Below are 19,098 nucleotides of genomic sequence, written 5' to 3'. Positions count from 1 at the left end.
ATTTCGAAGCTGTCTTCTTTCGACATGCAGTAAAGCCCTCGGTATCCAATGAATGGCCCGGTGCAACTGCGCCAGGCAAAAGCGGCGTGCATTGTGCCCGAAAAATGGGGTTTACGCCAAGGGGTTTACGGCTTGGGTTTAGTTGAGGATGACCCAGCGCTGATTAATCAACAATTCGATGGGACGATATTGCGTCTTGTAGTTCATCTTTTTGCAGTTCTTGATCCAGTACCCGAGGTACACCGCCTCAAGCCCGAGGCGCTGTGCCTCGGTGATTTGCCAGAGGATGGCAAATCGGCCAAGACTGCGGCGCTCTTCATCGGGTTCGTAGAAGGTGTAAACCGCCGACAAACCGTTCGGCAGCAAATCGGTCACCGCCACGGCGAGCAACCGTCCGTCGAGTCGAAACTCGTAAAAGCGTGAGAAGGGCAGGTCGCGGACCAGAAACGTCGAGAATTGATCACGGCTCGGCGGGTACATGTCGCCGTCGGCGTGACGTTGTTCGATATAGCGCTGGTACAGATCGAAATATTCTTCGCTGAATTGCGGTTTGGCCGGGCGCACCTGCAAATCCGTGTTGCGCTTGAAAATCCGCTTTTGCTGACGGTTGGGCATGAACTGCGCCACCGGGATTCGCGCAGGCACGCACGCATTGCAGTTCTGGCAATGCGGCCGGTACAAATGGTCGCCGCTGCGACGAAAGCCCATTTCCGACAGGTCTGCGTAGACATGCACATCCATGGGCTGACTCGGATCGAGAAACAAGGTCGTAGCCTGCTCCTCGGGCAGATAACTGCAAGAGTGAGGTTGAGTGGCATAGAACTTCAGACGTGCCAACTCGGTCATGATCAACCCTCGGGATAAGCTGGTGAATTAAGTGTAAGCCACGCGCGCAAAAGTCGCTCAGCAAACCCAAGTGGCACGATTGGGTTGGTCCAGGTGGCGGCCCAGATAGTCAGCAAATTCGTGGCGGGGAATGGCCCGGGCGCCGAGGCTGTGCAGATGATCGGTCGGCATCTGGCAGTCGATCAGCACGAATCCCGAGTCTTTCAGGTGGCGCACCAGGGTGGCAAAGCCGAATTTGGAGGCGTTGTCGGCGCGGCTGAACATTGATTCGCCGAAAAACAGTTGACCCATCGCCAGGCCGTACAGGCCGCCGACCAGTTCGCCTTGATCCCAGACCTCCACCGAATGCGCGAAGCCGCGACGATGCAGTTCAACGTAGGCCTCCTGCATGGCTTCGGTGATCCAGGTGCCGTCGGCGTAATCCCGTGGTGCAGCGCAGGCACGGATCACGGCGTCGAAGTCTTGATCGAAGGTCACTCGATAGCGTTCCTGGCGCAGCAGTTTGCCGAGGCTGCGCGAAACATGCAGTTCGTCGGGAAATAACACCGTGCGCGGATCCGGCGACCACCAGAGAATCGGCTGGCCCTCGGAAAACCACGGAAAGCAGCCATGACGATACGCTTGAATCAGCCGATCAGCCGACAGATCGCCACCGGCGGCAAGCAATCCGTTAGGGTCGCGCATGGCCTTTTCCAGCGGTGGAAAAGTCAGGGAATTACGTTGTAACCAAGTCAGCATGGCATCCAGGCTTGCAGAAGGGGAGGGCGGTGCGGGCTGTCTGGCCCGCGATAAAGTGTGCCGTTAAATGACAGGAATGTCGTCCAGATACTTCTCGGCATCGAGGGCGGCCATGCAGCCGGCGCCTGCCGACGTCACCGCCTGGCGATAAATGTGGTCGGCCACGTCACCGGCGGCAAACACCCCGGAAATCTCGGTGGAAGTAGCATCGCCGTCGCTACCGCCCTTGACCTGCAAATAACCGTCGCGCATCGACAACTGGCCTTGAAACAGGTCGGTGTTGGGTTTGTGGCCAATGGCGATGAATACGCCGGCCAGTGCCAGTTCGCGGGTTTCTCCGGTATGGCTGTCACGCAATCGCGCGCCGGTGACGCCGCTGGCATCGCCGAGTACTTCATCGAGATTCTGGTTCCAGTGCAGGCGCACGTTGCCGTTCGCGGCTTTCTCGAACAGTTTGTCTTGAAGGATTTTCTCCGAACGCAGCTTGTCGCGGCGGTGGATCAGGTGCACCTCCTTGGCGATGTTCGACAGGTACAGCGCTTCCTCGACGGCGGTATTGCCGCCGCCGACTACCGCCACCACCTGATTGCGATAGAAAAAACCGTCACAGGTTGCGCAGGCGGAAACACCTTTGCCGGCGAAGGCTTCTTCCGAGGGCAGTCCCAGGTATTGCGCCGAGGCCCCGGTAGCAATGATCAGTGCGTCGCAGGTGTAAGTGCCGCTGTCGCCAATGAGCTCGAACGGGCGCTGCTGCAACTTGGCGGTGTGGATGTGGTCGTAAACGATCTCTGTGGCAAAGCGTTCGGCGTGTTTCTGCATGCGCTCCATCAGTACCGGGCCAGTGAGGCCTTCGACGTCGCCGGGCCAGTTGTCGACTTCAACGGTGGTGGTGAGCTGACCACCGGCCTGCAGGCCGGTAATGACCACTGGTTTGAGGTTGGCGCGGGCGGCATACACGGCAGCGCTGTAGCCGGCCGGACCGGAGCCGAGGATGATCAGGCGTGAATGCTTCGCTACGTTCATCAAATACACCTCATAAGCCTTTGTCACAAAAGGTAATGCATGCTCAAATTGAGTCGCGGGTTCTGTGTGCTTGACTATGCTCAGTCCTGGGTTTTGAAGCATGGCATCAGACGCACAAACCCGTACAATGCCGGGCTGTTACAGAATATTCGCGGTGCGCTGTGTTTATAAAAAGCGCGACGCAGTGTTAAAAGTAGTCTCAGTTGCGCTCGTTCACTTTTTTACCTGCCTGGATTGGGCAGTTTTTTATCGTCATTCAATAGATGGACGCGCCTTGGGCGCAGGAAAAGAAGCGTTTTGAAGAAATCCACCGAAGCACCAAAAACAGTCGTTCCGCTCTGGCGCCAACAGTTGCACTACCGGCTCAAGGAAGGTGCATTGATCGCCATTGGCGCCTTGTGCCTGTTCCTGATGATGGCCTTGCTGACCTACGGCAAGGACGATCCGGGCTGGAGCCACAACAGCAAGATCGACGACGTACAGAATTTCGGCGGCCCGGCGGGCTCTTACAGCGCCGACATATTGTTTATGGTGCTGGGTTACTTCGCCTACATCTTCCCGCTGCTGCTGGCGATCAAGGCCTACCAGATCTTCCGCCAGCGCCACGAACCGTGGCAGTGGAGCGGCTGGCTTTTTTCCTGGCGTCTGATCGGTCTGGTCTTCCTGGTGCTGTCCGGCGCGGCGCTGGCGCATCTGCATTTTCATGCGGCGTCGGGTCTACCGGCCGGTGCCGGTGGTGCGTTGGGCGAAAGCCTCGGCAATCTGGCGAAGAACGCGCTGAACATTCAGGGCAGCACGCTGTTGTTCATCGCGCTGTTCCTGTTTGGCCTGACGGTGTTCACCGACCTGTCGTGGTTCAAGGTGATGGACATCACCGGCAAGATCACCCTCGACCTGTTCGAGCTGTTCCAGGGCGCCCTTAATCGCTGGTGGTCGGCGCGTACCGAACGCAAGCAACTGGTCGCACAACTGCGTGAAGTCGACGATCGCGTGCATGACGTGGTCGCGCCGACGGTCACCGACAAGCGTGAGCAGGCCAAAGTCAAAGAACGCCTGATCGAACGTGAGCAAGCCCTGAGCAAGCACATGTCCGATCGCGAGAAACAGGTTCCGCCAGTGATTGCCCCGGCGCCGGTCAAGGCCCCGGAGCCAAGCAAGCGCGTACAGAAAGAGAAACAGGTGCCGTTGTTCGTCGACAGCGCCGTGGAAGGCACCTTGCCGCCGATCTCGATTCTCGATCCTGCAGAAAAGAAACAACTCAATTACTCACCGGAATCCCTGGCGGCGGTCGGCCACTTGCTGGAGATCAAGCTCAAGGAATTCGGTGTCGAAGTCACGGTGGATTCCATCCACCCCGGCCCGGTGATTACCCGTTACGAGATCCAGCCTGCTGCCGGCGTAAAAGTCAGCCGCATCGCCAACCTCGCCAAAGACCTTGCACGTTCCCTGGCCGTGACCAGTGTGCGGGTAGTCGAGGTGATTCCGGGCAAGACCACCGTCGGTATCGAGATCCCCAACGAAGACCGGCAGATCGTGCGCTTCTCCGAAGTGCTGTCGACGCCTGAGTACGACAACTTCAAATCGCCGGTCACCTTGGCACTCGGCCACGATATCGGTGGCAAGCCGGTCATCACTGACCTGGCGAAGATGCCGCACTTGCTGGTGGCCGGTACGACCGGTTCCGGTAAGTCGGTGGGTGTGAACGCGATGATTCTGTCGATTTTGTTCAAGTCTGGTCCGGAAGACGCCAAGCTGATCATGATCGACCCGAAGATGTTGGAACTGTCGATCTACGAAGGCATTCCGCATTTGCTGTGCCCGGTCGTGACCGACATGAAGGACGCCGCCAACGCCCTGCGCTGGAGCGTTGCCGAGATGGAACGCCGCTACAAGCTCATGGCGAAGATGGGCGTGCGCAACCTCTCTGGCTTCAACGCCAAGGTCAAGGAAGCCCAAGACGCCGGCGAGCCGTTGAGCGATCCGCTGTACAAGCGCGAAAGCATCCACGACGAAGCACCGTTGCTTCAGAAGCTGCCAACCATCGTCGTGGTCGTCGACGAATTCGCCGACATGATGATGATCGTCGGCAAGAAGGTTGAAGAACTGATCGCCCGTATTGCGCAAAAGGCGCGGGCGGCCGGTATTCACTTGATCCTCGCCACCCAGCGGCCTTCGGTGGACGTGATCACCGGTCTGATCAAGGCCAACATTCCGACCCGAATGGCGTTCCAGGTGTCGAGCAAGATCGACTCGCGGACCATCATCGACCAGGGCGGCGCCGAACAATTGCTTGGCCACGGTGACATGCTCTACATGCCGCCGGGCACCAGCCTGCCGATCAGGGTTCACGGTGCGTTCGTTTCCGACGATGAAGTACACCGTGTGGTTGAAGCGTGGAAACTGCGCGGCGCACCGGAATACAACGACGACATCCTCAACGGTGTCGAAGAAGCCGGCAGCGGCTTTGAAGGCAGCAGCGGTGGTGGCGACGGCGATGATCCGGAAGCTGACGCGCTGTATGACGAAGCCGTGCAGTTCGTCCTTGAAAGCCGTCGCGCCTCTATTTCTGCGGTACAACGCAAGCTGAAAATCGGCTACAACCGCGCCGCAAGGATGATCGAAGCCATGGAAATGGCCGGGGTCGTCACCTCAATGAACACCAACGGTTCCCGTGAAGTACTGGCCCCGGGCCCGGTACGCGACTGATTGCAAACGCACGAGGCGGGACAATGATGTGCCGCCGCTCTCCCAACGAGTATTCAAGAGGACTCCCATGCGTCTTACCCGCATGCTGCTGCCAGTACTGGCGCTGACCACTCTCACGGCCCACGCCGATGACAAGGACGTGGCGCGTCTGACCCAATTGCTGGAAACATCCAAGACCCTGAGCGCGAACTTCTCGCAGCTGACCCTCGACGGCAGCGGCACGCAGTTGCAGGAAACCACCGGCGACATGACCCTGCAGCGTCCGGGCCTGTTCTACTGGCACACCAACGCGCCGGCCGAGCAGACCATGGTCTCCGATGGCAAGAAAGTCACTCTGTGGGACCCGGACCTGGAACAGGCGACCATCAAGAAGCTCGACGAGCGTCTGACCCAGACCCCGGCGCTGCTGCTGTCCGGTGATGTGTCGAAGATCAGCCAGAGCTTTGATATTTCCGCGAAAGAGGCGGGCGGTGTGATCGACTTCACTTTGAAGCCGAAAACCAAGGACACCCTGTTCGACAACCTGCGCCTGTCGTTCCGTAATGGTCTGCTCAATGATATGCAACTGATCGACAGTGTCGGCCAGCGCACCAACATCCTGTTCACTGGGGTCAAGGCCAACGAGCCGGTATCGCCGTCCAAGTTCAAGTTCGACATCCCCAAGGGTGCCGACGTGATCCAGGAATAAATGCAATAACCTGTGGGAGCGAGCTTGCTCGCGAATGCGTCGGAGCAGTCAGCCTGTAGGGCGCCTGCCACGCCGCCTTCGTCGGAACGCCGCCCGGAGCAAGCCCGCTCCCACAGGGATTGTTGTCACCAGTGAGGTTTCATAGGTAGTGATGGATCTGTTTCGCAGTGCCCCGATTGCCCAGCCACTGGCCGCGCGTTTGCGTGCGACCAATCTGGATGAGTACGTCGGTCAGGAGCACGTGCTCGCTCGCGGCAAGCCGTTGCGTGAGGCGCTGGAGCAGGGTGCCCTGCATTCGATGATCTTCTGGGGCCCGCCGGGCGTGGGCAAAACCACGCTGGCGCGGTTGCTCGCGGAAGTCTCCGATGCGCACTTCGAAACGGTCTCGGCGGTGCTCGCCGGGGTCAAGGAAATCCGTCAGGCCGTTGAAATTGCCAAACAGCAGGCTGGCCAGTACGGCAAGCGCACGATTCTGTTCGTCGATGAAGTGCACCGTTTCAACAAGTCTCAGCAGGACGCATTCCTGCCCTACGTTGAAGACGGCACGCTGATCTTCATCGGCGCGACAACCGAAAACCCTTCGTTCGAACTCAACAACGCTTTGTTATCGCGTGCCCGCGTGTACGTGCTGAAAAGCCTCGACGAAGCCGCACTGCGCAAACTGGTGCACCGCGCGCTTACCGAAGAGCGCGGTCTAGGCAAGCGCAACCTGACCCTCAGCGATGAGGGTTTCCAGATGCTGCTATCGGCAGCCGATGGCGATGGCCGGCGTCTGCTCAATCTGCTGGAGAACGCCTCCGATCTGGCCGATGACAATAGCGAGATGGGCATCGATCTGCTGCAGAGTCTGCTCGGCGACACGCGTCGGCGTTTCGACAAGGGCGGCGAGGCGTTCTACGACCAGATCTCGGCGTTGCACAAGTCGGTGCGCGGCTCCAACCCCGACGGCGCGTTGTACTGGTTCGCGCGAATGATCGACGGCGGTTGCGATCCGCTGTACCTGGCCCGGCGCGTGGTGCGCATGGCCAGCGAAGATATCGGTAATGCCGACCCGCGAGCCCTCAGCCTGTGCCTGGCGGCGTGGGAAGTGCAGGAACGCCTCGGCAGCCCGGAAGGCGAGTTGGCGGTGGCGCAAGCCATCACTTATCTGGCCTGCGCGCCGAAAAGCAATGCGGTGTACATGGGCTTCAAAACCGCGCTGCGTGCTGCCGCCGAACACGGTTCGCTGGAAGTGCCGCTGCACCTGCGCAACGCGCCGACCAAACTGATGAAACAATTGGGCTACGGTGACGAATACCGCTACGCCCACGATGAACCGGACGCTTACGCCGCCGGCGAAGACTATTTCCCGGAAGAGCTTGATCCCATCCCGTTCTACCAACCGGTGCCACGCGGCCTGGAGTTGAAGATCGGCGAGAAGCTCAACCACCTCGCCCAACTCGACCGTTTAAGCCCTCGGCAGCGGAGAAAATAGTGCTTCCATTGATCATTGCGGTCTCCGCTGGCGGGGTTGCCGGCACCTTGTTGCGCTTCGCCACAGGTAATTGGGTCAACGCCAATTGGCCGCGGCACTTCTATACCGCGACGCTGGCCGTTAATATCGTGGGCTGTTTGTTGATCGGCGTGCTGTACGGCCTGTTTTTGATACGCCCGGAGGTGCCGATCGAGGTGCGTGCCGGGTTGATGGTCGGCTTCCTCGGGGGGCTGACGACTTTTTCATCCTTTTCACTGGATACGGTGCGCCTGCTGGAAAGCGGGCAAGTGCCGCTGGCCCTGGGCTATGCGGCACTCAGCGTATTCGGCGGGCTGCTCGCGACGTGGGCTGGCCTGTCTTTGACCAAACTTTGATAACGAGAAACCGACATGCTCGATTCCAAACTGTTACGTAGCAACCTTCAGGACGTAGCGGACCGCCTGGCTTCCCGTGGCTTTGCCCTGGATACCGCGCGCATCGAAGCGCTGGAAGAACAGCGCAAGACCGTCCAGACCCGCACCGAAGCACTGCAGGCTGAGCGTAACGCGCGTTCCAAATCCATCGGTCAGGCCAAACAGCGCGGCGAAGACATCGCGCCGTTGATGGCGGACGTCGAGCGCATGGCGGGCGAACTGAGCGCTGGTAAAGTCGAACTGGACGCGATCCAGACCGAACTGGACTCGATCCTGCTCGGTATCCCGAACCTGCCGCACGAATCCGTGCCGGTCGGTAAAGACGAAGACGACAACGTTGAAGTACGCCGCTGGGGCACCCCGACCGCTTTCGATTTCGAAGTGAAAGACCACGTTGCCTTGGGCGAGAAGTTCGGCTGGCTGGACTTCGAAACCGCTGCCAAGCTGTCCGGCGCACGTTTCGCCCTGCTGCGCGGCCCGATCGCGCGTCTGCATCGCGCACTGGCACAGTTCATGATCAACCTGCACGTCAACGAGCACGGCTACGAAGAGGCGTACACGCCTTATCTGGTTCAGGCGCCGGCGCTGCAAGGCACCGGTCAACTGCCGAAGTTCGAAGAAGACCTGTTCAAGATCGCCCGCGAAGGCGAAGCCGATCTGTACCTGATCCCGACCGCCGAAGTGTCGCTGACCAACATCGTCGCCGGCGAAATCGTCGATTCGAAACTGCTGCCGATCAAGTTCGTCGCGCACACCCCGTGCTTCCGCAGTGAAGCCGGTGCGTCGGGTCGCGATACGCGCGGCATGATCCGTCAGCACCAGTTCGACAAAGTTGAAATGGTCCAGATCGTTGAGCCATCGACCTCGATGGAAGCGCTGGAAGGCCTGACCGCCAACGCTGAAAAAGTCCTGCAACTGCTCGGTCTGCCTTACCGCACCCTGGCATTGTGCACTGGCGACATGGGCTTCAGCGCGGTCAAGACCTACGACCTGGAAGTGTGGATCCCGAGCCAGGACAAGTACCGGGAAATCTCCTCGTGCTCGAACTGCGGCGACTTCCAGGCCCGCCGTATGCAAGCGCGTTTCCGTAACCCGGAAACCGGCAAGCCTGAGCTGGTACACACCTTGAACGGTTCTGGTCTGGCTGTTGGCCGTACGCTGGTTGCCGTGCTGGAAAACTACCAGCAGGCCGACGGTTCGATCCGTGTGCCGGACGTGCTCAAGCCGTACATGGGTGGCCTTGAGGTCATCGGCTAAATGAAATATCTGCCGCTGTTTCACAACCTGCGCGGCAGTCGTGTGTTGGTCGTCGGTGGGGGGGAAATTGCCTTGCGCAAATCCCGCCTGCTGGCCGATGCCGGTGCGCGGCTGCGGGTGGTCGCACCTGAAATCGAAACGCAACTGCGTGAACTGGTCACCGCCTCCGGTGGCGAATGCCTGTTACGCGGTTACGTCGAGGCGGATCTGGACGGTTGCGGGCTGATCATCGCCGCCACCGACGACGAAACGCTGAACGCACAAGTTTCCACCGATGCTCATCGGCGCTGCGTGCCGGTCAACGTGGTCGATGCGCCGGCCTTGTGCAGCGTGATCTTCCCGGCGATCGTCGATCGCTCGCCACTGATCATCGCGGTGTCCAGCGGCGGCGACGCGCCAGTGCTGGCGCGTTTGATTCGCGCCAAAATCGAAACCTGGATTCCGTCGACTTACGGTCAGTTGGCCGGACTCGCCGCGCGTTTCCGCAATCAGGTGAAAAGCCTGTTTCCGGATGTGCAGCAGCGTCGTGGTTTTTGGGAAGACGTGTTTCAGGGGCCGATTGCCGATCGACAACTGGCCGGGCAGGGCGCTGAAGCCGAGGGTCTGCTGCAAGCCAAGATCGATGGCGAGGCCATGGTCACCACCGGCGAGGTTTATTTGGTCGGCGCGGGCCCGGGCGATCCGGATCTGCTGACCTTCAAGGCTTTACGTCTGATGCAGCAGGCCGATGTGGTGCTGTACGACCGCTTGGTCGCGCCGGCGATTCTTGAGCTGTGCCGTCGTGATGCCGAGCGAGTCTACGTTGGCAAGCGTCGGTCTGATCACGCCGTACCGCAGGATCAGATCAACCAGCAACTGGTCGATCTGGCCAAGGCCGGCAAGCGCGTGGTGCGTTTGAAGGGCGGCGATCCATTCATCTTCGGCCGTGGCGGCGAAGAGATCGAAGAGCTGGCCGCTCACGGTATCCCGTTTCAGGTAGTGCCGGGTATTACGGCGGCCAGCGGTTGTGCGGCGTATGCCGGGATTCCGCTGACCCATCGTGATTACGCGCAGTCCGTGCGGTTTGTCACCGGGCATTTGAAGGACGGCTCCACCGATCTGCCATGGGCCGACCTCGTCGCGCCGGCGCAGACGCTGGTGTTCTATATGGGCCTGGTCGGCTTGCCGGTCATCTGCGAACAACTGATCAAGCACGGTCGTTCAGCGGATACCCCGGCGGCATTGATTCAGCAGGGCACCACGATCAATCAGCGCGTCTTCACCGGCACGCTGGCCGATTTGCCGCGATTGGTGGCGGAGCATGAAGTGCACGCGCCGACATTGGTTATCGTTGGTGAAGTGGTGCAGTTGCGCGAAAAATTGGCGTGGTTTGAAGGGGCTCAGGCGCAGGTCTGAAAACCGAGTTGACCCCATCGCTGGCAAGCCAGCTCCCACAGGTTTTGTGTTGAAGCTGCAATCTTCAGCATCATCAAAATCCCTGTGGGAGCTGGCTTGCCAGCGATGGGGCCATCAAAAACAATACAAATCTCAGCCCCGGCGCCAAACCCCTTTCCCAGCCAACCGCGCCCGATCATGGGCCACAGTGAAATCCTGCGCCGGCCCCTTCGGCACAACCCCTGTCGGGTTGATCGTCTTGTGACTGCCGTAGTAGTGGTTCTTGATGTGCTGGAAATCCACCGTCTCGGCAATCCCCGGCCACTGATACAGCTCACGCAACCAGTTCGACAGATTCGGGTAATCGGCAATCCGCCGCAGGTTGCACTTGAAGTGCCCGTGATACACCGCGTCGAAACGAATCATCGTGGTGAACAGGCGGATGTCCGCTTCAGTCAGGTATTCCCCGCTCAGATAACGGTTGGCGCCCAAAACGCGCTCCAGATGATCAAGCTCGGCAAACACCTCATCGAACGCTTCTTCATAAGCTGGCTGCGACGTCGCAAAGCCTGCTCGATACACGCCGTTGTTCACCGCCGGATAGATTCGCTCGTTCAGCGCATCGATCTCGCCGCGTAATGGCGCGGGGTAGAAATCCAGATCATTGCCGGTCAGATCATCAAAGGCGCTGTTGAACATGCGGATGATCTCCGCGGATTCATTACCGACGATGCGCTTGAGCTTTTTGTCCCACAACACCGGTACGGTGACGCGGCCGGTGTAGTCGGCAGTGTCGGCGGTGTAGCGCTGATGCATGAATTCAAAGCCATCAAGCTTGTCGCCCGTCGAGCCAAGTGCTTTGTCGAAGGTCCAGCCGTTTTCCAGCATCAACCAACTGACCACGGAAACGTCGATCAGGCTTTCCAGACCTTTGAGCTTGCGCAGAATCAGCGTGCGATGCGCCCATGGACAGGCGAGGGAAACGTAGAGGTGATAGCGCCCGGCTTCAGCGGCAAAACCGCCTTCACCGCTGGGACCGGGTTCACCGTCGGCGGTGACCCAGTTGCGGCGTTTGGCCTGTTCACGCTGGAACGCGCCGTCCTTGCTGCTTTCGTACCACTTGTCCTGCCAGTGGCCATCGACGAGTAAACCCATGATCAAGACTCCGTAAACCAATAATCGTTGGAGTCGAGTCTATTCCGATGAGTTCGAACAAAAAGCGCAAAGATCGGGCGTGAATGATCGGTTAAATCGATTTGTTCCGCGCGGCCCAGTATTGCTCGGCGGTTGCGAAGGCTTGTTCGCGGGGCTGGCCGAGGCCGCGCAAGGCCAGGGCCATGGTCGAAATCAGCGCCATCTGCGGATAGCTGTCCACCGCATCGCCACGCCACACCGCTTTCAGATGTTCAACGTCCAAAGTTGCCGGTTTGACGTGACGTTGCGCTGACATCTGCGGCCATTCCTCGTCCCAGCTCTCGCCGCCGGTGGTGCCGTACAAGTGACTGTCGGCATCCGGGTTGATCTCGATTTCGCCGCCGTCGCCCTTGACCACAATCGCCGTGTCGCCGAGCAGGCCGCTGGCATCACGGTGCACCGCCTGATAGCCGGGGTGGAAAATACTTTGCAGGCCGCAGCGTGCGCCCAACGGATTGAGAATCCGCGCCAGGGAATGGATCGGCGAACGCAGGCCCAGGGTGTTGCGCAGGTCGATCATGTTCTGCAACTGCGGCGCCCAGTCCACCAGCGGCATGAATGCCAGTCCGCCGTTGTCCAGCGCTGTGCCGACCTGTTGCCAAGTGCGGCACAACGGGATGTTCAATTCGCCGAGCAACTGCTCGCTGTACAGACGCCCGGCCGTGTGTGCGCCGCCGCCGTGCATGAAAATGCGCTCGCCGTTCTGTGCCAGGCATTTGGCCGCCAGCAGATACCACGGCAGATGGCGCTTCTTGCCGGCATAGGTTGGCCAGTCCAGATCGACGTTGAGCGCCGGCGCCTGCAAGCGCTCGCGCAAGGCTTCGGTGAAACCGGCCATCTCCTCGGCGCTTTCTTCCTTGTGCCGCAGCAACATCAGGAACGCGCCGAGCTGGGTGTCTTCAACCTTGTCGTCGAGCACCAGGCCCATGGCTTCGCGGGCTTCTTCGCGGGTCAGGTCGCGGGCGCCGCGTTTGCCCTTGCCGAGGATTCGCACGAATTGAGCGAACGGATGTTCGGCTGGCGTTTCGAGGGTCAGCGCTGGAAAGTCGGTCATAAGCAATTCGTCGGTTTGGGCAGGCCCGCCAGTTTCGCGGCGAGTTTGGCGGGGGTGCCTTTGAACAGTCGGTTCAGGTGCAGGCTGTTGCCTTTTTCCGCGCCAAGCTTCAGCGCGGTGTACTTGATCAACGGGCGCGTGGCCGGGGACAGCTGAAATTCTGCGTAGAAGCTGCGCAGCAGTTCGAGGATTTCCCAGTGTTCTGCGGTCAACTCGATTTCTTCAGCGGCGGCGAGGGCGCTGGCAACGTCGACGGACCAGTCACTTAGGTCGACAAGAAAACCATCCTTGTCCAGTTCGATGGCGCGGGCGCCGACGGTCATGGAATTCATAGCCAGCTGTTGACCTTGTCGTGATGGATCGACAGCTCGACGAAGGCCGGGTAATCGATGGCCTCGGCCCAGTCCGGAATTTCGATGGCGCGAGCCTGTGCATCTTCGGCCAGAACCAGTAATTTGATCTGACGGCTTTGTAGCGCGGTAAACGGCGCGGTGCCCGGTTGCAAGGCGTAGACCGCATCGCCGGACAACAACACAGCATCAGCGCTGCCGATCAGACGCAGGCAGCTGGTCAGGCGATCGTCGCCGAACGGGGAATGAGACAACACATGCAAAGTCGACATCAGAGGGTGATCACCTGGTCGTAACGGTCAATAAGGGCGGTGATTTGTTCGGCGGCCAGTGGCTGTGCTTCTTCCAGCGACAGTTTGTCGAGACCGCGAGTGCTGGCGCTGTCGGCGCAATAGAACAGCTCTTCGACACCAAACATCGGCAGCGCCTGCAGGTTGGCGCTGAGGTCTTTCTGCTGCAGGGCCTTGGCATTTTGCCCGGCGCTGAGTTGCAGCACGCCATCATCGAGAAACAGCAAACCGATCGGCAGATCGAACGCGCCACCGGCCAGCACGATGTCCAGCGCTTCGCGGGCGCCGGGGCCGGACCATGGCGATTGGCGGCTGATGATCAACAGGGATTTGGCCATCTCACGCACCTCCAAAGCAGATCAAACGGTCGGCGTCTTGCACCGCGTCATGCAACTGGCCTAGACCGGACAATTCCCACGGTGTACTGACAGAGACGGCGTCACGTTGATAGCGTTTGGCTTCTTCAGCGTTCAGCACACCACGACGCAGGGCGGCGGCGATACACACCACACCGTCCAGCTTCTGTTCGCTGATGAACGTGCGCCATTGTTTGGGCAGGTCCAGTTCGTCCTGCGGAGTGACGACCGCATCCGAGGCGTTATAGACGCCGTCCTGATAGAAAAACAGCCGGACAATCTCATGCCCACCGGCCAGCGCAGCCTGCGCAAACAACAGGGCACGGCGCGATGAGGGCGCATGGGCGGCGGAAAACAGCGCGATGGCGAACTTCATGACAGACTCGATCAGCAAAACTGCGGTCATGATAAAGCTTTATCGAAGCCGCCGCGAAACCCAAGTTGCACGCACATTCCGCTTTTGGGGGAACAACTGTCCGCCTGCTGCCATCGGCCACAGTGCGAACCCATGTAGGAGCTGGGGCACGCTGCGATCTTTTGATCTTGATCTTTAAAAGCAAGATCAAAAGATCGCAGCCTCGTTTCACTCGACAGCTCCTACAGGAAATCCGGGGCGGGCGTTGATTAGCGAGGCATATAGCCCAGTTGCCAGCGCCGTGGGATTTTCAGCGAGAGCAAGCCGATCATCGCGGCCAGCAAACCGCTGACAAACATCGCCTTCAGTCCCAAGTGATGTTCCAGCACCGCCCCCAGAATCGCGCCGATAAACATTCCGCTCCAAGGCACCAGTTGCACCCGCCAGCCACTGCGCCGCTCGCCGAGCATCCAGCGGCCCAGCCCTCGTCCGAATCGCGACAACGCGCCGGTGACATAGGTGAGTCCGACCGGCAAACCGTTCACCTCTTCAACCGACGCGTTGAGCATGCCCATCGCAATGATTGCCGCCATCAGCGCCGGCAGTTGTGTGTCGAATGGCCAGACCGCCGCCGCGCACAGCAGGGTGGCGATACACAGCAGCAGCGGTAACGCCCGGCGTCCGCCGAAACGTGCGACGACCACCCCCAAGGCATTCCCGCCAATAAACGTTGCGACGAGGATCAGCAAACGCACGGTCAGCCCGACATCGCCATCGCTGATCGCCACGGCGAGCCGGGTGGTGTTGCCGCTCATGAACGAGACGAAATCGCCGCTGGCCATAAAGCCGATGGCGTCGGTCATTCCGGCCAGCACCGAGAGGCTGGCCACCAGCGCCAGACCCACTCGTCCGCGCCACTTTTGCGTGTGCAGATGGCCGGGGCTGGCGCGGTGAGTCGAGGCGGATGGCAGCATGAGTGGCGGTGTCCTTTCGCGGCGTTTACGGTTCTATGCCATACAGATCGCAATATTCCAGCCAATCCATCCCGGCCATTTCCGCCACCTCACGATGTACTTCCAGACGCTGCGCCTGGTATTGCTCAGGCGAATCAGCCGTCAGTTGCAACGTCAACTCCCAGGCGAACAGTCCGAGGCTTTCCGCTTCGGCCTCAAACGCTTCATGCAGGCGCTCTTCGCGATACTGCGCCTGGGTTTCACCCTTGGCCTGAGCCAGCAACGGGTTGAGGTGATCGAGGGTTTCGCGCAGTTCGGGGCGCGCATCGAGAAACACTTTCAGGGCATGTTCATGTCGCTGATCGGTAGGCGCCATGGGTTTTCCTTGTGGGGCTGATGACCTTAGGTTGCCGCAGCGGCTGGCGCGTGTCGCGCTATAAATGCAGTAAAGCAGAACGATTTCTCCTGTTGCGGTGATACAGTCCGCTTTTTTCTGAATGAGCGAATGCAATGCGAATTCTGATGGTAGCGCTGGCGGCGACGCTGCTGGCCGGTTGTGCAGGCTCGGTGATGGACGATGCTCGCACGAAAACCCCGTACAAGGTGTTGACGTCGGACAAGGCTGAAAAAGTCGTGGCGCAGTGTGTGCAGTTTGGTTGGCAGGACGAAGCGGTGTTCGGCGTTGATGCGGCAGCGTACCTGGAACCACGCAAATCGGGCGGTACGACGGTGTATACCCGTTCGGCGGAGTCGTTTGTCGACGTGATCACTGAAGCTTCCGGCACGACGCTGAATTACTACGCGCAGAAGGACGACTTTGTTGCCAAGCGTCGGTTGGCGGCGTTGGCGACCTGCCTCTGATCATGCGTTGAAGCGGCTGCCGGCATCGTCGGAACGCCGCCCGGAGCAGGTTCACTCCTACCGTGGAATGCATTCCAAATGTGGGAGCGAGCCTGCTCGCGAAGGGGCCGGTACATTCAACCTACAAGTCGCTTCTGGAAAAAATGCCGTTTGTGCCCCGGCGGATAATCGACGATTTCCCCAAACTGGCTATACCCCAGCTTCTTGTAGAACTCCGGTGCCTGAAAGTCGAACGTGTCGAGCCATGCGCCGATGCAGCCTTTCTCACGCGCCAGCTCCTCGGCCATGCGCATCAGCTTCGAGCCCATTCCCTGGCCCCGGCCTGCTTCAGGCACTGACAGCAAATCGATGAACAACCACTGGCAAACCAGTCGGCCATAAAGTCCGCCCAGAATCTTGTCGTGATCATCTCGCACCAGCAGGGTGAGCGGCTCTGATACCGCGATCCCGGCCTTGGCCACGTTATAGGCGTGCAGGGGGGCCAGAATGGCCTGACGTTCTTCTTCTGTTGAGTTTTGCGACAACTCGATACGCAGGTTCATGCAGGACTTCCTTGTGATGTGAACTCGCAGCCTATCCTGCCCGGCGCCTGTCTTCCAAGCCCTCCCTCAACCCGGCGGAACTGCCGCTCTCACGTCGGGGTCTAGCCTTTACAGCGTCATTTCCGCACGCGGTAGATGAGGAACCCCCATGAATATTTTTGAAGCCCTTCGCGAAAGCCATGACCGCCAGCGTACTTACGCCAAAAGCCTGATCAAAACCAGCGGCGATACCCCGGAGCGGGTTGAGGCTTACAAACAACTCAAAGCCGAACTTCAGGCCCATGAAACCGCCGAAGAACGCCATTTCTATATCCCGTTAATGGAATTCGACAATGGCGTCGACCTGAGCCGCCATGCCATCTCCGAACACCATGAAATGGACGAGATGATGGAAGAACTCGACGAGACCGAGATGTCCAGCCCGGCCTGGCTGGTGACCGCGAAGAAGCTGTCGGAAAAGGTTCATCACCACTTGGAGGAAGAAGAGCAGAAGTTCTTTCAGATGGCCGGCAAATTGCTCAACGAAAAACAGAAAGAACAACTCGCCGGACAGTACGAAAAGGAGTTTCAGGCACAGTTGCCCTGAGTACTGAATGGCAGTTTTTGCAGCAACGGCGTGTAATCTTTTGGCGTCATCTCGGGTGGGCGTTATCGCAAACAACTGTATATGCATCCAGTATTTGCGGTGTTTTGTTGGCTTTCACCCGCTGACTGCGACAAAACCGCCGATGGACAAAAAATTCGCCTCCGTTAGCTTGAAGGCCTCTCCTCGGAAAGGAGAGTTCTTAAATCAACGGAGTGAAAAACATGAATCAACCACAAACCCAACTGCGACACGGTCGTGTCATTTCCCCTGCAAGCCGCGGTGCGGTAGCGATCGAGCAAGGATTGCTCGGCGCCTGGCAGGTCAACGAAATGGAAGGCGGGAAGAATTTCCCGGCACTGGCAGCGGGGCCGTTTCCGGCGCCTTACCAGAGCGATTCGGACAGTGTCACGCCGCCGGGTGATGGCTACATCCTCAGCGGCGGCAAGACCGATGCCCGCGACTGTGTGAACTTCACTAATGAGGAAATGAGCAAAAAACTCGCGCGTCCGTTCACTTGGCCGCTGCTCAATGTCACCCCGGGGCAGACCCTCGAAATCAAATGGGAATACACCGCGCCGCACACCACCCGCGGCTACCGCTGGCTGATCACCAAGGATGGCTGGGACCCGAAACAGCGTATTACCCGTGCGCAACTGGAAGCCCAACCGTTCTTCGAGGACTTCTACACTCAGGTGCCGTATTACAGCTACCCGAATGAGCTGAAGGCCAAGGTCAATCACACGGTGAAACTGCCGGCCAACAAGAAGGGCCATCACGTGGTCGTACTGATGTGGATCGTCGCCAACACCGGTAACGCCTTCTATCAGGCCTTCGACGTCGACTTCAAATAACGGCGCTACGTCGTCAAACCCACACGTTCTGAAGGATTAGAACATGTCAAAAATCGATTTCACTTTAGTGCAAAACGCCGCGAGCGATGCCGCCTCGCTGATGCCGAGTATTGCCGGCAAAAAGATCCTCATGGGCTTCTGGCACAACTGGCCCGCAGGTCCGAGCGACGGTTACCGCCAAGGCCGCTTCGCCAGCCTCTCGCTGGAAGAAGTGCCCAAGGAGTACAACGTCGTCGCGGTGGCCTTCATGAAGGGCAGCGGCATTCCGACCTTCAAACCGTTCAACGTTTCCGATGCCGAGTTCCGCCGTCAGGTCGGCGTGCTCAACAGCCAGGGGCGGGCCGTGTTGATTTCCCTCGGTGGCGCCGACGCGCACATCGAGTTGCGCAGCGGACAAGAACAACCGCTGGCGAATGAAATCATCCGTCTGGTGGAAACCTACGGCTTCGACGGACTGGACATCGATCTTGAACAGAGCGCGATTGATTTCGCTGCCAACAAGACCGTCCTGCCGGCCGCGCTGAAACTGGTCAAGGATTACTACGCAGGCCTGGGCAAGCACTTCATCATCAGCATGGCTCCGGAGTTTCCGTATCTGACCAGCACCGGTAAATACGTTGGCTATCTGCAAGCGCTGGAAGGCTACTACGACTTTATCGCCCCGCAGTTCTACAATCAGGGCGGTGACGGCGTCTGGGTGCCGGAAGCCAACAACGGCGCGGGTGCGTGGATTGCGCAAAACAACGACCCGCTGAAAGAGGATTTTCTCTACTACCTGACCGAGAGTCTGGTGACCGGCACGCGTGGCTTCACGCGGATCCCGGCAGACAAGTTCGTCATCGGCCTGCCGGCCAACAACGATGCGGCGGCCACCGGTTATGTGATCGACAAAACCGTGGTCGGGAATGTCCTCAAGCGTCTGGCGATCAAGGGGATACCGATCAAAGGCTTGATGACCTGGTCGGTGAATTGGGACAACGGCAGCAGCAAGGATGGCGTGCCGTACAACCGGGAATTCAGCCGGCGTTATGGGCCGTTGATTCATGGGGTCTCTTTCACCGAGCAGCCTGTCGATGACACGCGTTCGCTCATCGCTCGGTAGTTGCAAATAAAGAAGCCCGGTAGCGCTGCCGGGCTTTTCTTTAGAACATGCCTCACCAAAATAATGAGCTTCGCCATGATGTGAC

22 protein-coding genes are annotated in these 19,098 nt (G+C 59.3%); 10 read left to right on the top strand and 12 right to left on the bottom strand.

Translation table 11 applies throughout. The annotated features are described in order from the left end of the window. Positions 1-138: 138 nt before the first annotated feature. The 3 genes from ACIF4X_RS06035 to trxB all read right to left on the bottom strand — a co-directional run bounded on the left by ACIF4X_RS06035 (position 139) and on the right by trxB (position 2,607). The gene (locus tag ACIF4X_RS06035; RefSeq protein ID WP_397481376.1) at positions 139-846 is read right to left on the bottom strand and encodes an arginyltransferase; all 708 of its coding nucleotides are present in this window, start codon (positions 844-846) and stop codon (positions 139-141) included. 57 nt (positions 847-903) lie between these two features. Further along, complete coding sequence (gene aat, locus ACIF4X_RS06030; protein WP_397481375.1) at positions 904-1,584, bottom strand: leucyl/phenylalanyl-tRNA--protein transferase; 681 nt, start codon at positions 1,582-1,584, stop codon at positions 904-906. 63 nt (positions 1,585-1,647) lie between these two features. Then, on the bottom strand, positions 1,648-2,607 hold the full coding sequence (trxB, locus tag ACIF4X_RS06025; RefSeq protein ID WP_397481374.1) for a thioredoxin-disulfide reductase: 960 nt from the start codon (positions 2,605-2,607) through the stop codon (positions 1,648-1,650). A 297-nt stretch (positions 2,608-2,904) separates the two neighbouring features. Between trxB and ACIF4X_RS06020 the strand changes: the two genes are divergently transcribed. From ACIF4X_RS06020 to cysG, 6 genes are all read left to right on the top strand, one after another. Next, on the top strand, positions 2,905-5,313 hold the full coding sequence (locus ACIF4X_RS06020) for a DNA translocase FtsK (RefSeq protein ID WP_141129778.1): 2,409 nt from the start codon (positions 2,905-2,907) through the stop codon (positions 5,311-5,313). 67 nt (positions 5,314-5,380) lie between these two features. After that, the gene (gene lolA / locus ACIF4X_RS06015) at positions 5,381-6,001 is read left to right on the top strand and encodes an outer membrane lipoprotein chaperone LolA (RefSeq protein ID WP_397481373.1); all 621 of its coding nucleotides are present in this window, start codon (positions 5,381-5,383) and stop codon (positions 5,999-6,001) included. 151 nt (positions 6,002-6,152) lie between these two features. Next, positions 6,153-7,475 (top strand): replication-associated recombination protein A, encoded by a 1,323-nt coding sequence (locus tag ACIF4X_RS06010; protein WP_277758413.1) that lies wholly within the window; start codon positions 6,153-6,155, stop codon positions 7,473-7,475. Continuing rightward, entirely contained in the window at positions 7,475-7,849 is a 375-nt protein-coding gene (crcB, locus tag ACIF4X_RS06005; RefSeq protein ID WP_007908079.1) for a fluoride efflux transporter CrcB, read from the top strand. Before ACIF4X_RS06010 ends, crcB begins: the two co-directional genes overlap by 1 nt. A 15-nt stretch (positions 7,850-7,864) precedes the next feature. Then, a complete protein-coding gene (gene serS / locus ACIF4X_RS06000) occupies positions 7,865-9,145 on the top strand; it encodes a serine--tRNA ligase (protein ID WP_007908080.1) in 1,281 nt (426 codons plus the stop codon). Continuing rightward, on the top strand, positions 9,146-10,540 hold the full coding sequence (gene cysG / locus ACIF4X_RS05995; RefSeq protein WP_397481372.1) for a siroheme synthase CysG: 1,395 nt from the start codon (positions 9,146-9,148) through the stop codon (positions 10,538-10,540). 132 nt (positions 10,541-10,672) lie between these two features. On the opposite strand, the gene ACIF4X_RS05990 is transcribed toward cysG, so the two are convergent. The 8 genes from ACIF4X_RS05990 to ACIF4X_RS05955 form a co-directional block, all read right to left on the bottom strand. Next, complete coding sequence (locus ACIF4X_RS05990) at positions 10,673-11,674, bottom strand: glutathione S-transferase family protein (protein ID WP_397481371.1); 1,002 nt, start codon at positions 11,672-11,674, stop codon at positions 10,673-10,675. A gap of 91 nt (positions 11,675-11,765) precedes the next feature. After that, on the bottom strand, positions 11,766-12,767 hold the full coding sequence (locus ACIF4X_RS05985; protein ID WP_397481370.1) for a glycosyl transferase family protein: 1,002 nt from the start codon (positions 12,765-12,767) through the stop codon (positions 11,766-11,768). After that, positions 12,764-13,099 (bottom strand): TusE/DsrC/DsvC family sulfur relay protein, encoded by a 336-nt coding sequence (locus ACIF4X_RS05980; RefSeq protein WP_397481369.1) that lies wholly within the window; start codon positions 13,097-13,099, stop codon positions 12,764-12,766. The genes ACIF4X_RS05985 and ACIF4X_RS05980 overlap by 4 nt, the downstream gene beginning before the upstream one ends. Continuing rightward, entirely contained in the window at positions 13,096-13,389 is a 294-nt protein-coding gene (gene tusB / locus ACIF4X_RS05975) for a sulfurtransferase complex subunit TusB (RefSeq protein ID WP_397481368.1), read from the bottom strand. Before tusB ends, ACIF4X_RS05980 begins: the two co-directional genes overlap by 4 nt. Beyond that, positions 13,389-13,745, bottom strand: coding sequence for a sulfurtransferase complex subunit TusC (gene tusC, locus ACIF4X_RS05970; protein ID WP_397481367.1), 357 nt, complete (start codon positions 13,743-13,745; stop codon positions 13,389-13,391). Before tusC ends, tusB begins: the two co-directional genes overlap by 1 nt. A gap of 1 nt (position 13,746) precedes the next feature. Further along, entirely contained in the window at positions 13,747-14,139 is a 393-nt protein-coding gene (tusD, locus tag ACIF4X_RS05965) for a sulfurtransferase complex subunit TusD (protein ID WP_397481366.1), read from the bottom strand. A gap of 248 nt (positions 14,140-14,387) precedes the next feature. Further along, positions 14,388-15,092, bottom strand: coding sequence for a YoaK family protein (locus ACIF4X_RS05960; protein ID WP_397481365.1), 705 nt, complete (start codon positions 15,090-15,092; stop codon positions 14,388-14,390). Between the two features lie 25 nt (positions 15,093-15,117). Next, entirely contained in the window at positions 15,118-15,447 is a 330-nt protein-coding gene (locus ACIF4X_RS05955) for a DUF6388 family protein (RefSeq protein ID WP_397481364.1), read from the bottom strand. Positions 15,448-15,581: 134 nt separating this feature from the next. Between ACIF4X_RS05955 and ACIF4X_RS05950 the strand changes: the two genes are divergently transcribed. After that, complete coding sequence (locus tag ACIF4X_RS05950) at positions 15,582-15,932, top strand: hypothetical protein (RefSeq protein ID WP_127928908.1); 351 nt, start codon at positions 15,582-15,584, stop codon at positions 15,930-15,932. A 116-nt stretch (positions 15,933-16,048) separates the two neighbouring features. Here ACIF4X_RS05950 and ACIF4X_RS05945 read toward each other — a convergent pair whose 3' ends face one another. Continuing rightward, the gene (locus tag ACIF4X_RS05945; protein ID WP_397481363.1) at positions 16,049-16,474 is read right to left on the bottom strand and encodes a GNAT family N-acetyltransferase; all 426 of its coding nucleotides are present in this window, start codon (positions 16,472-16,474) and stop codon (positions 16,049-16,051) included. Between the two features lie 148 nt (positions 16,475-16,622). Here ACIF4X_RS05945 and ACIF4X_RS05940 point away from each other — a divergent pair, with 148 nt between their 5' ends. The 3 genes from ACIF4X_RS05940 (at position 16,623) to ACIF4X_RS05930 (ending at position 19,013) form a co-directional block, all read left to right on the top strand. Further along, positions 16,623-17,060: a hemerythrin domain-containing protein gene (locus ACIF4X_RS05940; RefSeq protein ID WP_397481362.1), complete on the top strand. Its 438-nt coding sequence runs from the start codon at positions 16,623-16,625 to the stop codon at positions 17,058-17,060. Between the two features lie 221 nt (positions 17,061-17,281). Then, positions 17,282-17,911 carry a lytic polysaccharide monooxygenase auxiliary activity family 9 protein gene (locus ACIF4X_RS05935; RefSeq protein WP_397481361.1) on the top strand — a complete coding sequence of 210 codons (630 nt, stop codon included), beginning with the start codon at positions 17,282-17,284 and terminating at the stop codon, positions 17,909-17,911. A gap of 43 nt (positions 17,912-17,954) precedes the next feature. Further along, the gene (locus tag ACIF4X_RS05930) at positions 17,955-19,013 is read left to right on the top strand and encodes a chitinase (protein ID WP_397481360.1); all 1,059 of its coding nucleotides are present in this window, start codon (positions 17,955-17,957) and stop codon (positions 19,011-19,013) included. Positions 19,014-19,098 lie beyond the last annotated feature (85 nt).

It is taken from the genome of Pseudomonas sp. NPDC085632, from assembly GCF_044541255.1.
Classification (GTDB): domain Bacteria; phylum Pseudomonadota; class Gammaproteobacteria; order Pseudomonadales; family Pseudomonadaceae; genus Aquipseudomonas.
Note: the sequence above shows the minus strand (reverse complement) of the source record. Positions and strands in the feature narration are given on the sequence as shown.

Bases quoted from the DNA above. Each gene is read 5' to 3' on its own strand.
- ACIF4X_RS06035 (WP_397481376.1), bottom strand. From the start codon at position 846: ATGACCGAGTTGGCACGTCTGAAGTTCTATGCCACTCAACCTCACTCT.
- aat (WP_397481375.1), bottom strand. From the start codon at position 1,584: ATGCTGACTTGGTTACAACGTAATTCCCTGACTTTTCCACCGCTGGAA.
- trxB (WP_397481374.1), bottom strand. From the start codon at position 2,607: ATGAACGTAGCGAAGCATTCACGCCTGATCATCCTCGGCTCCGGTCCG.
- lolA (WP_397481373.1), top strand. From the start codon at position 5,381: ATGCGTCTTACCCGCATGCTGCTGCCAGTACTGGCGCTGACCACTCTC.
- ACIF4X_RS06010 (WP_277758413.1), top strand. From the start codon at position 6,153: ATGGATCTGTTTCGCAGTGCCCCGATTGCCCAGCCACTGGCCGCGCGT.
- serS (WP_007908080.1), top strand. From the start codon at position 7,865: ATGCTCGATTCCAAACTGTTACGTAGCAACCTTCAGGACGTAGCGGAC.
- cysG (WP_397481372.1), top strand. From the start codon at position 9,146: ATGAAATATCTGCCGCTGTTTCACAACCTGCGCGGCAGTCGTGTGTTG.
- ACIF4X_RS05990 (WP_397481371.1), bottom strand. From the start codon at position 11,674: ATGGGTTTACTCGTCGATGGCCACTGGCAGGACAAGTGGTACGAAAGC.
- ACIF4X_RS05985 (WP_397481370.1), bottom strand. From the start codon at position 12,767: ATGACCGACTTTCCAGCGCTGACCCTCGAAACGCCAGCCGAACATCCG.
- ACIF4X_RS05980 (WP_397481369.1), bottom strand. From the start codon at position 13,099: ATGAATTCCATGACCGTCGGCGCCCGCGCCATCGAACTGGACAAGGAT.
- tusB (WP_397481368.1), bottom strand. From the start codon at position 13,389: ATGTCGACTTTGCATGTGTTGTCTCATTCCCCGTTCGGCGACGATCGC.
- tusC (WP_397481367.1), bottom strand. From the start codon at position 13,745: ATGGCCAAATCCCTGTTGATCATCAGCCGCCAATCGCCATGGTCCGGC.
- tusD (WP_397481366.1), bottom strand. From the start codon at position 14,139: ATGAAGTTCGCCATCGCGCTGTTTTCCGCCGCCCATGCGCCCTCATCG.
- ACIF4X_RS05960 (WP_397481365.1), bottom strand. From the start codon at position 15,092: ATGCTGCCATCCGCCTCGACTCACCGCGCCAGCCCCGGCCATCTGCAC.
- ACIF4X_RS05955 (WP_397481364.1), bottom strand. From the start codon at position 15,447: ATGGCGCCTACCGATCAGCGACATGAACATGCCCTGAAAGTGTTTCTC.
- ACIF4X_RS05950 (WP_127928908.1), top strand. From the start codon at position 15,582: ATGCGAATTCTGATGGTAGCGCTGGCGGCGACGCTGCTGGCCGGTTGT.
- ACIF4X_RS05945 (WP_397481363.1), bottom strand. From the start codon at position 16,474: ATGAACCTGCGTATCGAGTTGTCGCAAAACTCAACAGAAGAAGAACGT.
- ACIF4X_RS05940 (WP_397481362.1), top strand. From the start codon at position 16,623: ATGAATATTTTTGAAGCCCTTCGCGAAAGCCATGACCGCCAGCGTACT.
- ACIF4X_RS05935 (WP_397481361.1), top strand. From the start codon at position 17,282: ATGAATCAACCACAAACCCAACTGCGACACGGTCGTGTCATTTCCCCT.
- ACIF4X_RS05930 (WP_397481360.1), top strand. From the start codon at position 17,955: ATGTCAAAAATCGATTTCACTTTAGTGCAAAACGCCGCGAGCGATGCC.